The organism is Mesorhizobium sp. M0243 (assembly GCF_040321775.1).
Taxonomy (GTDB): Bacteria; Pseudomonadota; Alphaproteobacteria; order Rhizobiales; family Rhizobiaceae; genus Mesorhizobium.
Map to the genome: position 1 here is coordinate 35,293 of NZ_JAMYSF010000017.1, position 12,950 is coordinate 48,242.

13 protein-coding genes are annotated in these 12,950 nt (G+C 63.3%); 3 read left to right on the forward strand and 10 right to left on the reverse strand.

The window, feature by feature from the left end; translation table 11 throughout:
• Positions 1 to 67: 67 nt before the first annotated feature.
• The 3 genes from NKJ11_RS21275 to NKJ11_RS21285 form a co-directional block, all read right to left on the reverse strand.
• Positions 68 to 475 carry a hypothetical protein gene (locus NKJ11_RS21275; protein ID WP_023810958.1) on the reverse strand — a complete coding sequence of 136 codons (408 nt, stop codon included), beginning with the start codon at positions 473 to 475 and terminating at the stop codon, positions 68 to 70.
• A 72-nt stretch (positions 476 to 547) separates the two neighbouring features.
• Positions 548 to 1,138 carry a DJ-1/PfpI family protein gene (locus NKJ11_RS21280; RefSeq protein ID WP_023810959.1) on the reverse strand — a complete coding sequence of 197 codons (591 nt, stop codon included), beginning with the start codon at positions 1,136 to 1,138 and terminating at the stop codon, positions 548 to 550.
• A gap of 88 nt (positions 1,139 to 1,226) precedes the next feature.
• A complete protein-coding gene (locus tag NKJ11_RS21285; RefSeq protein ID WP_023810960.1) occupies positions 1,227 to 1,394 on the reverse strand; it encodes a hypothetical protein in 168 nt (55 codons plus the stop codon).
• A 313-nt stretch (positions 1,395 to 1,707) separates the two neighbouring features.
• Here NKJ11_RS21285 and NKJ11_RS21290 point away from each other — a divergent pair, with 313 nt between their 5' ends.
• Complete coding sequence (locus tag NKJ11_RS21290) at positions 1,708 to 2,655, forward strand: ring-cleaving dioxygenase (RefSeq protein ID WP_352442021.1); 948 nt, start codon at positions 1,708 to 1,710, stop codon at positions 2,653 to 2,655.
• Between the two features lie 116 nt (positions 2,656 to 2,771).
• On the forward strand, positions 2,772 to 2,933 hold the full coding sequence (locus NKJ11_RS21295; protein ID WP_023810961.1) for a hypothetical protein: 162 nt from the start codon (positions 2,772 to 2,774) through the stop codon (positions 2,931 to 2,933).
• On the opposite strand, the gene NKJ11_RS21300 is transcribed toward NKJ11_RS21295, so the two are convergent.
• The 7 genes from NKJ11_RS21300 to tkt all read right to left on the reverse strand — a co-directional run bounded on the left by NKJ11_RS21300 (position 2,901) and on the right by tkt (position 12,407).
• Positions 2,901 to 3,668: an SGNH/GDSL hydrolase family protein gene (locus tag NKJ11_RS21300; protein ID WP_352611774.1), complete on the reverse strand. Its 768-nt coding sequence runs from the start codon at positions 3,666 to 3,668 to the stop codon at positions 2,901 to 2,903. The genes NKJ11_RS21295 and NKJ11_RS21300 overlap by 33 nt on opposite strands.
• A gap of 62 nt (positions 3,669 to 3,730) precedes the next feature.
• On the reverse strand, positions 3,731 to 4,474 hold the full coding sequence (locus NKJ11_RS21305) for a DUF899 domain-containing protein (protein ID WP_023810963.1): 744 nt from the start codon (positions 4,472 to 4,474) through the stop codon (positions 3,731 to 3,733).
• Between the two features lie 165 nt (positions 4,475 to 4,639).
• Positions 4,640 to 5,665 (reverse strand): class I fructose-bisphosphate aldolase, encoded by a 1,026-nt coding sequence (locus NKJ11_RS21310; RefSeq protein ID WP_023810964.1) that lies wholly within the window; start codon positions 5,663 to 5,665, stop codon positions 4,640 to 4,642.
• Between the two features lie 134 nt (positions 5,666 to 5,799).
• Entirely contained in the window at positions 5,800 to 6,996 is a 1,197-nt protein-coding gene (locus NKJ11_RS21315; RefSeq protein WP_352794231.1) for a phosphoglycerate kinase, read from the reverse strand.
• A 146-nt stretch (positions 6,997 to 7,142) separates the two neighbouring features.
• Positions 7,143 to 9,032: a potassium/proton antiporter gene (locus NKJ11_RS21320; protein ID WP_352611776.1), complete on the reverse strand. Its 1,890-nt coding sequence runs from the start codon at positions 9,030 to 9,032 to the stop codon at positions 7,143 to 7,145.
• 218 nt (positions 9,033 to 9,250) lie between these two features.
• Positions 9,251 to 10,261, reverse strand: a complete 1,011-nt coding sequence (gene gap, locus NKJ11_RS21325) for a type I glyceraldehyde-3-phosphate dehydrogenase (RefSeq protein ID WP_352611777.1) — start codon at positions 10,259 to 10,261, stop codon at positions 9,251 to 9,253.
• Between the two features lie 154 nt (positions 10,262 to 10,415).
• Positions 10,416 to 12,407: a transketolase gene (gene tkt, locus NKJ11_RS21330; RefSeq protein ID WP_352611778.1), complete on the reverse strand. Its 1,992-nt coding sequence runs from the start codon at positions 12,405 to 12,407 to the stop codon at positions 10,416 to 10,418.
• A 263-nt stretch (positions 12,408 to 12,670) separates the two neighbouring features.
• On the opposite strand from tkt, the gene NKJ11_RS21335 reads away from it, so the two are divergent.
• Positions 12,671 to 12,943: a DUF4164 domain-containing protein gene (locus NKJ11_RS21335; protein WP_013529251.1), complete on the forward strand. Its 273-nt coding sequence runs from the start codon at positions 12,671 to 12,673 to the stop codon at positions 12,941 to 12,943.
• The last annotated feature ends 7 nt before the right edge of the window (positions 12,944 to 12,950 follow it).

Genomic DNA, 12,950 nt, shown 5'->3' on the forward strand with positions numbered 1-12,950 from the left:
TGGCATGCATCGTGTTTTCGCGCATGCCGCTATCCCAAAACCGCAGAACACTTTTGGGCGGCATGTATCATGGCTTCAGCCCTTCGCGCTTGCGCTGCGCGGCGACGAACTCCGCGCCGAAGGACAGTTTCTTCGTCGTCGGTGTTTTCGCATCGAGCACGCGCCAGAATGGTGCCACGCCACTCAGCGTCATACCGCGCTGGAGGTCCTCGTTGGCGGCTTCGGCAACAGTGCGCAGATGATAGCCTATGGTGACCGGGCATGTCACTTCGGCGCCATGCTCTATGGCAAGTGCTGTACGCAGCGCACGCATATCCATCTCGACGCCTTCGGGAATCGAGCGGATGAAATCATCGACCTGGCGCGCCGTCGGCACCAGCATAGGCTGGCCTTCGACGACATCGGCCATCGTGCGCGGCGTCGGCCTCACGCCGTTGATGCCTGGTGTGCTCAGTCTGTCGTTCCAACTCTTCATCGATCGTCCTTTAACGCCAATGCGCAGTGTCCGAAGCTGGCACCATTGCACGCCCCTCCTGACAGCATACTGTCAGGAGGCTTCAGCGTACTCCTTGGCGAACAGCGTCCGCATCTGTGCGAGATCGCTGCCTCTTTCGGGGTAGAGCGCCTTCAGAAAGGCGAGTGCGAAGGTGCCTGGTGCCGAGCCCGGTGCGGAAACGATGTTGCCGTCGGCTACGGCATGCGGCACATCCTCGTAGTTCTCGGCACCGGCATAACCGGCTTCATGACCCTTGATCCACTCGCGGCCATTGCTGGTATGCCTGGCCTTCTCGAAAAGGCCGGCTCGGGCCAGCGCCAGCGTGCCGGCGCAGATGCCGCCGACCACGCCGCCGCGCGATGCAATGGCGGCAAGCAGGTCGCCTACATCAGGCGGTGCCTTGCCCGTCCACCGGTCGGAACCAATGACGGCAATGGCATAGAGATCGGCATTCTCGCCGGCGCCTGTTGCGCGATCGGGGATCAGCCGAAAGCCGCTAATGCCCGTCACCTGCTTGCCATCAGGCGTCAGCGACACGGCACGGGCGCCGAACCATTCGACCGCCGAGGCCGCCAGCAGCCCATACTCCCAGTCAGCGAAGCCTTCGATGAAAAGGAAACCGATTGTCTTTTGTTCGGGCATAAGCGCGCTCCGCGTGTCGACCTGTTACCCTGCTTGTTATCTGGGCGTTGACGCGCCCACATCCAATCGCCGGGTCGAAAAATTGGCTTCAATTGCCGCGAGAGCCACGGTCGGCGTACATGTCGGGCCAGCCGATATCCTTGCGAATGTCCGCCGGCAGCGAGTTCATGAACCGCTGGGTGCGGATCTCGTTGCGCATCGTCCGGATCTTGCCGACATAGTGCTGCATGCCGCGCAGAATGGTGTAACCGTTCATGGCTAAGTCTCCTCTCTCTGTGTAGAGGCACTATCGCATACCCCTCCTGACAGCAGTCTGTCAGGAGGATGTCAGGGCGCGAGACAATAGTTGCGGCCGGTGCGCGCGCCGCAGGCAAGGCATCGCTTCTCGCCGCATCGAGCGGTGCCTCAAGGCAGGTTTGCGACGTCCGATTGTTCATGGCGACGACGTTGTTTTCGGCGCCGCTGTTCAGCGTCCGGCGACGGACTGTCGGAATACGAGGCCTTCAGCGAGGTGACCGCAGGTCTGATATGAAGGGAGAAAATTCTTCCCCAACAGCAGGGAGACGACGATGAGCTTGCAACTGACAGGTATCCACCATCTGACCGCCATCACCGCCAATGCGCCTGGCAATCTTCATTTCTACACCAAGGTGCTGGGTCTGCGGCTGGTCAAGAAGACCGTAAACCAGGACGACACCTCGGCCTACCACCTCTTCTATGCCGACGGCGAAGCGACGCCGGGCACCGACCTTACCTTCTTCGACTGGCCGGTCGGCCGCGAGCGGCGCGGCACGCACAGCATCGTGCGGACCAGCCTCAGGGTCGGCAGCCGGGAGAGCCTTGCCTGGTGGAAGCAACACTTGACCGATGAAGGCCTGGCAACAGGAGAGGTCGCCGACATCGGCGGTTATGCGTCGTTGGACTTCGAAGATCCCGAGGGCCAGCGTCTGCGCCTGGTCCGCGATGGCGGCAAGGGCGGCAGCCATCCCTGGGCGCAAAGCCCGGTACCGGTCGAGCACCAGATACGCGGGCTCGGGCCGATCGTCATCAGCGTTCCCGACATCACCAACACCGAAGCGGTGGTGACCAAAGTGATGAACATGCGCAAGGCGCGCGACTATGTCTCGCCGGAGGGGCAGGTTCACGTCTTCGAAATGGGAGAGGGCGGGCCGGCGGCGGAGTTGCATGTCCTGGTGCAGCCGGGACTGGCGCCGGCGCGGCAAGGCGCGGGTGCGGTTCACCATGTCGCCTTCAGGGCGCCGGACCAGGAGACGCTGCATCAATGGACGGCGCGGCTGGCCGAGTTCCGGCTGCCGTCGAGCGGCGAGGTCGAGCGCTATTATTTCCGTTCGCTCTACTTCCGCGAGCCGAATGGCATCCTGTTCGAGATCGCAACCGACGGGCCGGGGTTCACCGCCGACGAGCCGCTGGAAACACTGGGGGAAAGCCTCGCCTTGCCGCCATTCCTCGAACCGAAGCGGGCTTCGATCGAGGCTGGCCTCAAGCCGCTGAAGTAGATCGTTTCCCAGTCGCAGACGGGCGCCGCGTTCCGACCTAGGATCGCGGCGTCGTTCTTTCTCAGGCAATGAACGACGTGCTTTGACAGCCGGGCGCGTTGCTGGTCAAAGGCGGCATGACGAAATTCCTCGCCCTTGTCATCGTCGGTTTCATGGTCATTCAACTGATCAAGCCGCTCGGCTGGCCAGGCCTCAAGCGACGCGGCGATTTCTGGAAGCTGGCACTGCTCGCCATGGCCGCGATTTCACTGGCGGCCGTGCTCGGGCATTTGACGTAGGACGGCACTTGTCGTCGGTGCCCAATTGCCAAGCACCGGGCCAACCAGATGCTCGGCCCAAGCCCGGTAGCCTGCTTCCGAGGCGTGAAAGCCGTCCGAGGCAAAGCCGGCTTCCGGATTGGTGATCGGCAGGCGCGGCGCCGGCACCGCGCCGCGCTCCAGGCAAAGGCGTTCGCCCATCCGGTTCATGTCGGTGGCGCGAATCTCAAGAATTTTTCCGAGCAGCGGCGGCATGGCCGGCGCCCGCGTGAACTCCAGCACCGGCGACCACACCACGCGTGCTTCCGGCCACTTGGCACGCATCGCGTAGAGCAGGCCGCCGAACTCCTTCTTGAAGCGCGGCACGGAGTGAAAATTCTTGGTGTCGTTGGTGCCGATGGCCAGCACGATATGCGTCCATGGATCGGCCGACAGATTGGGCAGGACATGGTCACGGATCTGGCCAGACGTTGCCGAATTGAAGCCGGCAGCGCGCCAGCGCACGGCGCGGCCTGTACTCTGTGAAATCAGCACGGCGAGTTGCGCGGCCAGCCCATCTTCCGAATTACCGATGCCGACCGAAGCGGCGGAGGAATCGCCCAGCACCAGAAGCGAGATTGGCGGTGCTGTGCCTGATATTTCGTGCATGACCGGCCCTTGCGCCGGCAGCATGCGCGTGGTGCGGCGTCGCACGCCGAGGCCTTGCCAGATATAGACCGGGAAGGCGAGCCAGGTGAGTAGGGCCGTGAAGCGCATAGCAGTACCGTTAAACGATCAGCGGCAGCCTTAGCGCATGTTTTGGTCGACGGGAACGCTCTTCAATCGCAGCAACTCGCCTGCCCCGCTTGCTTGCCCTGATGATATTCATCGTGCAGCCGCACCCAATCCATCAGTCCGTGATAGGGGCCGTTCTCGTTGCGGCCCTTCGGCGTCATGTCGAGATAGTCGTAGGCGCCGATCTGCGCCTCGCCGCCGCGGGCGCGCGACATGAAGGTGAGCAAGATGTCGCCGGTCTCGTCCCGGTAGAAAACGCTGGTGCCGGGAAGCTCCTTCGATGTCCGTGGACGGGTCTCGAAATTGTAGGTGGTGTCGCCGGCGGCGATCTGCTTGTCGGTGAAGGAGACCTGCATGTCGAAGTTGAAATCCGAGGCATAGGACGACACCCAGTCGAACTTCCAGCCCATGCGCTGCTTGTAAGGCAGAAGTTCCGCCAGTGGGGCGCGCGAAACCACGACCAGCGACACGTCGTGATGCCGCAGATGCTGATTGGCGCCGTCGATATGGTCGGCAAGGAATGAGCAGCCCTCGCAATGATTGACGCAGCCCGGCCCGAACATGAAGTGATAGACGATCAGCTGGCTGTTGCCGGCAAGCAGGTCGGCCAGTCTCTTCGGCCCTTGCCCGGTCTCGAAGACATCGTCCTTCCGGATCTTCAGCCAGGGCAATTCACGCCGCTCAGCCGCGATCCGCTCGCGGAGCCGCGTCAGTTCCTTCTCGCGCGCCAGATGCGCCTTGTGCGCCTGGAACCGGTCTTCGCGCGAAACGACCTTGTTGCGATGCATGAACCTCTCCCTGAAGTGTCATTCCAAGGACGTTCGGGATGAGCACAACCCGACATCGCCCGAGAGGAAATAAGGACGGAGAGGCTCCGCCCCAAGCCCGGCAAGTCACAAACAAAAAACCCGGGCGCATCGGCCCGGGTTCGAAGGAGGAAGAAAGGACTGTGGTCAGGCGGCCTGTTCCAGGCTCGCCTTCCATTTTCCGAGCGCTGCCAGATGGTTCATGTGGGCGCGATGGGTGAAGGCAGCCTGACCGGCGGCGACGTTCGAGGCCTTGCCGCTCCAGGCTTTCTGTGGCGCGGCCTGCAGCGCGCGACCATAGGAGAAGGTCAGCTTCCACGGGTGCGGCCCGATGGCGTTGATGGCGTTGAGGTTGGCGGTCGCTTCCTCGTCCTCCTGGCCGCCGGACAGGAAGGCGATGCCCGGCACGGCTGCCGGTACGGTTTCGCGGAACAGCTTTATAGTCTTTTCCGCGACTTCTTCAGGGCCACTCACCTTGCCTGATTTCCTGCCGGCCAGCACCATGTTCGGTTTCAGGATAGTACCTTCCAGCACGACGCGCGCCGCGTAGAGTTCGCTATAGAGCTTGAGCAAAATCACCTTGCTGATCTCGTAGCATGTGTCGATGTCGTGGGCGCCATCCATCAGCACCTCCGGTTCGACGATCGGCACGATGCCGGCTTCCTGGCAAAGAGCGGCATAGCGGGCGAGCGCATGGGCGTTGGAGCCGATCGAGGTCCCCGAAGGCACGCCTTTGGCGACATCGATGTCGATCACCGCGCGCCATTTGGCGAAGCGGGCGCCGAGCTTGTAGTAGTCGGCAAGGCGCTCGCGCAGGCCATCGAGGCCTTCGGTGATGGTGTCGCCGGGAAACCTGGCCAGCGGCTTGGCGCCTGCATCGACCTTGATGCCGGGGATGGCGCCGGCCGCCTTGATGATGTCGACCAGCGGCGTGCCGTCGGCGGCCTTCTGGCGGATCGTCTCGTCATAGAGGATGACGCCGGAGATGTAGCGGGTCATTGCCTCCCTGGTGCGGAACATCATCTCGCGGTAATCGCGGCGGCTGTCGGCTGTCGATTCGACGCCAATGACGTCGAAGCGCTTCTTGATGGTGCCCGAACTTTCGTCGGCGGCCAGCAGGCCCTTGCCATCGGCGACGATCGCAGCGGCAATGTCTTCGAGACGTTCGCTCATTGTGGCTTCTCCTGAAACGGTTGTTCCGCGCTTAACGGAAGTCTACCGCCAAAGGAATGGCATCGGAAAGCTCGAATCGATTGAAAGCCTCGGGCGGCCTTGTTCGCTCTCCGAGTGTTGATCGCCTCGGAGCCTCAGCGCTTCAAGACGTCGACGCCGGGCAGCGGCTTGCCTTCCATCCATTCCAGGAAAGCGCCGCCGGCGGTCGAGACATAGGTGAAGTCGTCGGCGACGCCGGCATGGTTGAGCGCCGCCACCGTATCGCCACCGCCGGCGACCGAGACCAGCTTGCCGGCCTTGGTGCGCGACGCCGCGTGCTTGGCAGCTGCCACCGACGCATGATCGAAGGGCGCGATCTCGAAGGCGCCGAGCGGGCCGTTCCAGACCAGTGTCGCGGCGCGGTCGATCCATTCGCCGATGGCCGTCACGGTTTTGGCGCCGACATCGAGGATCATGCCGTCGGCCGGCACATCCGATATAGCGACGGTCCCGCAGGCCGCGCCCGCCTTGAACTCCCTGGCGACGACGCCGTCGACCGGCAGGATGATGGCGCAGCCGGCCTCGGCCGCCTCGATCATGATCTGCTTGGCGGTCGCGGCGAGATCATGCTCGCACAGCGATTTGCCGACATTGGTGCCACGCGCGGCAAGAAAGGTGTTGGCCATCCCGCCACCGATGACGAGGGCATCAACCTTCTTCACCAGGTTCATCAACAGATCGATCTTGGTCGAGACCTTGGCGCCGCCGACAATGGCGACGACCGGACGAACCGGTTTTCCCAAGCCCTTCTCCAGCGCCTCAAGCTCGGCTTGCATGGTGCGGCCGGCAAAAGCCGGCAACAGATGCGCCAGCCCCTCGGTCGACGAATGGGCGCGGTGCGCGGCGGAAAAGGCGTCGTTGACGAAGATGTCGCCATTGGCGGCAAGCTTTTCGGTGAAGGCCGGATCGTTCTTTTCCTCGGCCTTGTAGAAGCGGGTGTTTTCAAGCAGCAGCACATCGCCCTTGTTCATGGCGGCGACGGCGCTTCCGGCCGTGTCGCCGACGCAATCCGAGGCGAAACCGACGGGACGGCCGAGCACGTCGGCTGTCGCCCTGGCGATAGGCTCCAGCGAGAATTCGGGCGAGGGGCCATCCTTGGGCCGGCCGAAATGGGCGAGCAGGATGACCTTGGCGCCCTTGGCCGATAGCTCGGCGATAGTCGGTGCGATGCGTTCGATGCGGGTGGCATCGGTGACCTTGCCGTCGGCGACAGGCACGTTGAGGTCGACGCGCACCAGCACGCGCTTGCCGCTGATGTTGCCGATATCGTCGAGTGTCTTGAAGGCGGCCATGCGGGTTCCTTTCGCGAAAAACCGGGGGACCATACCCCGCATCGGTGACGATGCAAGGCTTAGGGCGCGCTCGAACCGAAATTTTGAAGTGGGTACGATCTTGCGCCGGCGGGGCGGATGAATGGCAGCGCTCAATAGCGGTTTTGTCAGCTTTCGGTTGCTGCCTTTTCAGGCGCTGGCTCCGGGGCCGGCTTTTCGTCCGCCCGCGCCTCGGTCTCCTGCGTCTCGGTCGGCTTGCGCCAGTTGCGGATGAAGGCGGAAAGACGGTCGCCGATTTCGCCGGCGCTGAGGAAGACCGGCACCCGCGCCACCGGCGCGGTCGGCTCGAAAGACAGACCGAGGCCTATGATCTTGCCCTTGTCGTCGACGTCGCGGACGATCAGTTCTATCGGGCCGAGCAGGACGCGGTCGGCATATTCGGCATGGCCGCCGAGCCGCGCCGTGACCAGCGCGCCAACGGTGAGCTTTTGCTCCGCTTCGGTCAGGCCTGGCGTATAGGCCGCTTCCAGTTCAGCGGCGGAGCGCGCGGGGTCGACCGCGAAGGCACCGAAGAAATCGGCATCCTGGGGATCGACCACGGCACGGCTGGCGAACAGCTTGTCGAGCAGGCGCGGATAGCGGTCCGGCACGAAAATATAGACCTGGTCGCCGGCGGCGAGCCGGCCCATGTCCTGGAAGCGCATCGAGCGGCCGTCGCGCAGCACCAGCGAGGGCCGTGCCCAGCGCGGGATGCGCTCGCCGCGCGCCACCGGGCTGCCGTGTGCGACGCGATAGGCGAGAAGCTCGTGATGGGCCGAGCCCGGCAGTTCCAGCTCGACCTTGTCCAGCGGTCCGAGCCGTGCCGGTACGATCAGGCCGAGGCGGCGCGCCAGCGGTCCGACCGTCCAGCCCTGGATGACCAGCGACACGAGCACGATGATGAAGGCGGTGTTGAAGATGACACGGCCGTTTTCCAGGCCGCCGAGCAGCGGGGTGATGGCGAGCAGGATCGACACCGCGCCGCGCAGGCCGACCCACGAGATGAAGGCGACTTCGGGGCGCGGCAGACGGAACGGGATCAGGCAGAGCCAGACGGCGACTGGCCGCGCCACGAACATCAGGAACAGGCCGAGCAGCACCGCCGGCACCATGATCGCCGGAAACTGCGACGGCGTCGCGAACAGGCCGAGGATGAGGAACATGATGATCTGCGCCAGCCACGACATGCCGTCCTGGAAACGCTTGAGGATGGTGACGGCTCGGATGTCGGAATTGCCGGCGATAAGGCCGGCAATATACACCGCCAGGAAGCCTGAGCCGCCAATGGCGCCGGCTGCTGCAAACACCATCAGCGACAAGGTCAGCACGAAGATCGGCAGCAGGCCGTGGTCGAGATTGAGTCGGTCGACGAGGCGCACGATGGCGAGACCGCCCAGCACGCCTACGATTGCACCGAGGCCCATATTGAGGAGGAAGCCGAGGAACAGGCTGGTGACCAGAACATTGGTCTCGGGGTTGGCGTGGGCGGCGATGATCTCTACCAGCGTGATGGTCAGGAAGATGGCGATCGGGTCGTTGGTGCCGGATTCCACCTCCAGCGTCGAGCGCACGCGTTCGCGCAGATTGATCTCGCCGGCTCGCAACAGGAAGAACACGGCCGCCGCATCTGTGGAGGCGACGGCAGCCCCGAGCAGGAAGGATTCCAGCCAGGTGAGATCGAGCAGATAATGGGCGGCGACGCCGAACAGGCCGGTGGTGACAAGCACGCCGAAGGTCGCCAGCGACAAAGCCGGGCCTGCAGCCTGCCGCAAGGCGTTGAGCGGCGTGCCGAAACCGGAATCGAACAGGATGACGGCCAGCGCCAGTGAGCCGGCAAAATAAGCGATGCGGGCGTTGTCGAACTGGATACCGAGTCCGTCGGTGCCGGTGGCGAGGCCAATGCAGAGAAACAGGAGCAGAAGAGGGGCGCCGAAGCGGAAGGCGATCAGGCTCGAAAACGCGGCGGCGACGACAAGCGCTGTGCCGACCAGCGTGACGAGATAGATCGCATGCTCCATCCTGAAATCAGCCCCTCAAATTCGTCTGTCTCCTGCTTTGCGAGAGAGTGGGGCGAAGACGTGACCAGTGCAAGGCGGCAGGGTGGCTTTTTGGCCTATGCCGCTGATTTTTGGATGTTTTGGCGTCCAGGACACAATTTGGAAAGGCGCAAGCCGCCCTCATGAAAAACGCCCGGACAAAGCCGGGCGTTTCAGGTCTCGAAAAGAAAGCTTTGCGATCAGGCGATGGTCTTGCCGAAAGCGACCGCGGTGTCGCCCATGCGGTTGGAGAACCCCCATTCATTGTCGTACCAGGACAGCACCGAAACGAAGTTGCCGTCCATCACCTTGGTCTGGTCGAGCGCAACGATCGAGGAGCGCGGATCGTGATTGAAGTCGATCGACACGTTCGGGTGATGGGTGACGCCGAGAATGCCCTTCAGCTTGCCGTTGGAGGCGGCGATCACCGCGTCGTTGATCTCCTGCACCGTGGTCGAACGCTTGGCGATGAACTTGAAGTCGACGACCGAGACGTTCGGGGTCGGCACGCGGATCGAGATGCCGTCGAGCTTGCCCTTCAGGTCGGGCAGCACCAGCCCGATCGCCTTGGCCGCGCCGGTCGAGGTCGGGATTTGCGACAGGGCAGCGGCGCGGGCGCGGTAGAGATCCTTGTGCATGGTATCCAGCGTCGGCTGGTCGCCGGTGTAGGAATGGATCGTCGTCATCATGCCTTTTTCGATGCCGACCGTCTCGTGCAGCACGGCTGCCAGCGGGGCCAGGCAGTTGGTGGTGCAGGAGGCATTCGAGATGACGATGTGGTCCTTGGTCAGCTGGTCGTGGTTGATGCCGTAGACAACGGTAAGGTCGGCGCCTTCGGCCGGAGCCGAGACGATGACGCGCTTGGCGCCGGCGGTCAGGTGGGAGGCTGCCTTGTCGCGGGCGGTGAAGATGCCGGTGCATTCGAGCGCGATGTCGATGCCGAGTTCCTTCCACGGAAGCTGCGTCGGATCCTTGATCGCGGTGACCTTGAACGTCTCCTTGCCGACGGTGATCTGGTCGCCGGACACCGAGACTTCATGCGGGAAGCGGCCGTGCACGCTGTCGTAGCGCAAAAGGTGCGCGTTGGTCTCGACCGGGCCGAGGTCGTTGACGGCGACGACGTCGATGTCCTTGCGGCCAGATTCATGGATGGCGCGAAGGATGTTGCGGCCGATGCGGCCGAATCCGTTGATGGCAACTCTGACGGTCATTATTCTCTCCCTGGGAGTTGGAGGGCGGATGAGGGGTCCGCAGTTTCATAGCTGTGGAAGCAGAAAGAATCCAGCCGCAGTGGCGTGGATTTAAATCGATTAAATTGGGCCGGCCCGGCGAGACCGCCTTACGCGATTTCGCCGAACCTTGAACCTATTTGTTATGCAGGCGGGCTTCCGCCGCCTTGGCCGCGGCTTCGGCGGTGATGCCGAAATGCGGATAGAGTTGCTCGATAGTGCCCGAGGCGCCGAAGCCTGTCATGCCGACGAAGATGCCGTCGGAGCCGATCAGATGATCCCAGCCCTGGCGTATGCCGGCTTCGATCGCCATCTTGATTGGCGCGTTGCCGATCGTTTTCTTGCGGTAGTCGTCGCTCTGCTGGTCGAACAGTTCGAAGCAGGGCACCGAGACGACGCGGGTGGGATGGCCGTGCTTTTCCAGCAGGTCGCGGGCGCCGAGTGCGATCTCGACCTCGGAGCCGGTGGCGAAGATCGTCACCGTTGCCTCGCCGCTGGCGGCAGCCAGCTCATAGGCACCCTGGCTGCTCAAGTTGTTGGCAACGAATTCGTTGCGTACCGTCGGCAGGTTCTGGCGGGTAAGCGCCAACGTCGACGGCGTCTTTTCCGACTCCAGGGCGATCTGCCAGCATTCAGCGGTTTCCACGGCGTCGGCCGGGCGGAAGACATTGTGGTTGGGAATGGCGCGCAATGCGGCCAGATGCTCGACCGGCTGGTGGGTCGGGCCGTCTTCGCCCAGACCGATGGAATCATGGGTCATGACGAAGATCGAGCGGATGCCCATCAGCGAGGCGAGCCGCATCGACGGACGGGCATAGTCGGAGAAGCACATGAAGGTGCCGCCATAGGCGATGAGGCCGCCATGCAGCGTCAGGCCGTTGATCGCGGCGGCCATGCCGTGCTCGCGGATGCCGTAGTGGACATAGCGCTGGCCATAGTCGTCCGACGTGATGTTCTTGGTCTGGCTGGTCTTGGTGTTGTTGGAGCCGGTCAGGTCGGCGGAGCCGCCGATGGTCTCGGGCACGGCGCCGTTGATGACTTCCAGCGCCATCTCGGACGATTTGCGGGTGGCGACCTTCGGCTTGTCGGCCGAGAGCTTCTTCTTGTAATCGGCGATGACGGCGTCGAAATTGGACGGCAGCTTGCCGCTGAGGCGGCGCTCGAACTCAGCCTTCAGTTTGGCATCGGCCTTGGCCAGGCGGCCTTCCCAGTCGGTGCGTGCCTTGACGCCGGCCTTGCCGGCGGTGCGCCAGGCGTCGAGGATGTCGGCCGGAATCTCGAAGGGCGGCGAATCCCAGTTGAAGAACTTCCGGGCGCCGGCGATCTCGTCGGCTCCGAGCGGCGAACCGTGCGCCTTGTTGGTGCCGGCTTTGGTCGGCGCGCCGAAGCCGATGGTCGTCTTGCAGGCGATCATGGTCGGCTTGTCGGAATGGCGGGCGGCTTCGATGGCATAGGCGATGGCTTCCGGATCGGTGCCGTCGATGTGGCTGGCATTCCAGCCGGAGGCCTGGAAGCGGGCGACCTGATCGGTGTTGTCGGACAGCGAGACCGGACCGTCGATCGAAATGTCGTTGTTGTCCCAGAAGACGATCAGCTTGTTGAGCTTGAGATGGCCGGCAAGCGCGATGGCTTCCTGGGACACACCTTCCATCAGGCAGCCGTCGCCGGCCAGCACATAGGTGTAGTGATCGACGAGGTCGTTGCCGAAGGCGGCGTTCATGATGCGCTCGCCGAGCGCGAAGCCGACCGAATTGGCGAGACCCTGGCCAAGCGGGCCGGTTGTCGTCTCGATGCCGGTGGCGTGACCATATTCAGGGTGACCGGCAGTCTTCGAGCCCAACTGGCGGAAGTGCTTGATCTGGTCGATTGTCATGTCTTCGTAGCCGGTCAGATGCAGCAGTGAATAGAGCAGCATCGAGCCATGGCCGGCCGACAGGATGAAACGGTCGCGGTCGGCCCAGTGCGGGGCCTTGGGGTCATATTTCAGGAAGCGCGTGAACAGCACCGTGGCGATATCGGCGCAGCCCATGGGCAGGCCCGGATGGCCGGAATTTGCCTTCTCGACGGCGTCCATGGAGAGAAAGCGGATCGCATTGGCCATCCGGTCATGTTGTTCACGCGACGTCATGGTTCCTCCAGAAGTGGGGGTTTGGGGGCTTGGGAGAGCCCTTGAAAAGGGTGCGCGACACATAGCAGGCGCGCGCTTTTAGTCAACAAATCGGGTGCACATTTGCCGGCCTTGTGATGCCGGCGGCGGGTCTGCATTAGCGTTAGCAGGGGACAGTCGCGAGAGCTTTGTTGACGTTGCCTTCACCCGGTGCCTAATGTTTCAGGGATAACGCGTTCTGAACGTGAACGATTCGGTGATGGGCAGGGCACAGGACGAAGGCCATGACCGGGGAAGCCACACTCAAGGAAGTCATCGCGAGGCTGGGCAAGGCCATCGAGGGGCTGGAAAACGCTGTCGCGGCCAAGCTCGAGCATGAACGCGATTACTCGGAAGCCGAGGCCGAAGTGCAGCGGATGAATGCCGACCGCTCCCGGCTGGCACAGGAACTCGACAATTCCGAAGCGCGCGCCGAACGGCTGGAAGACGCCAACAAGGAAGTGTCGCGACGGCTGGTGACCGCCATGGAAACCATCCGCGCCGTGTTGGACAGATAGGAGCTGG

Coding starts and splice junctions, on each gene's coding strand:
- NKJ11_RS21275 (WP_023810958.1), bottom strand. CDS start 475: ATGAAGAGTTGGAACGACAGACTGAGCACACCAGGCATCAACGGCGTG.
- NKJ11_RS21280 (WP_023810959.1), bottom strand. CDS start 1,138: ATGCCCGAACAAAAGACAATCGGTTTCCTTTTCATCGAAGGCTTCGCT.
- NKJ11_RS21285 (WP_023810960.1), bottom strand. CDS start 1,394: ATGAACGGTTACACCATTCTGCGCGGCATGCAGCACTATGTCGGCAAG.
- NKJ11_RS21290 (WP_352442021.1), top strand. CDS start 1,708: ATGAGCTTGCAACTGACAGGTATCCACCATCTGACCGCCATCACCGCC.
- NKJ11_RS21295 (WP_023810961.1), top strand. CDS start 2,772: ATGACGAAATTCCTCGCCCTTGTCATCGTCGGTTTCATGGTCATTCAA.
- NKJ11_RS21300 (WP_352611774.1), bottom strand. CDS start 3,668: ATGCGCTTCACGGCCCTACTCACCTGGCTCGCCTTCCCGGTCTATATC.
- NKJ11_RS21305 (WP_023810963.1), bottom strand. CDS start 4,474: ATGCATCGCAACAAGGTCGTTTCGCGCGAAGACCGGTTCCAGGCGCAC.
- NKJ11_RS21310 (WP_023810964.1), bottom strand. CDS start 5,665: ATGAGCGAACGTCTCGAAGACATTGCCGCTGCGATCGTCGCCGATGGC.
- NKJ11_RS21315 (WP_352794231.1), bottom strand. CDS start 6,996: ATGGCCGCCTTCAAGACACTCGACGATATCGGCAACATCAGCGGCAAG.
- NKJ11_RS21320 (WP_352611776.1), bottom strand. CDS start 9,032: ATGGAGCATGCGATCTATCTCGTCACGCTGGTCGGCACAGCGCTTGTC.
- gap (WP_352611777.1), bottom strand. CDS start 10,261: ATGACCGTCAGAGTTGCCATCAACGGATTCGGCCGCATCGGCCGCAAC.
- tkt (WP_352611778.1), bottom strand. CDS start 12,407: ATGACGTCGCGTGAACAACATGACCGGATGGCCAATGCGATCCGCTTT.
- NKJ11_RS21335 (WP_013529251.1), top strand. CDS start 12,671: ATGACCGGGGAAGCCACACTCAAGGAAGTCATCGCGAGGCTGGGCAAG.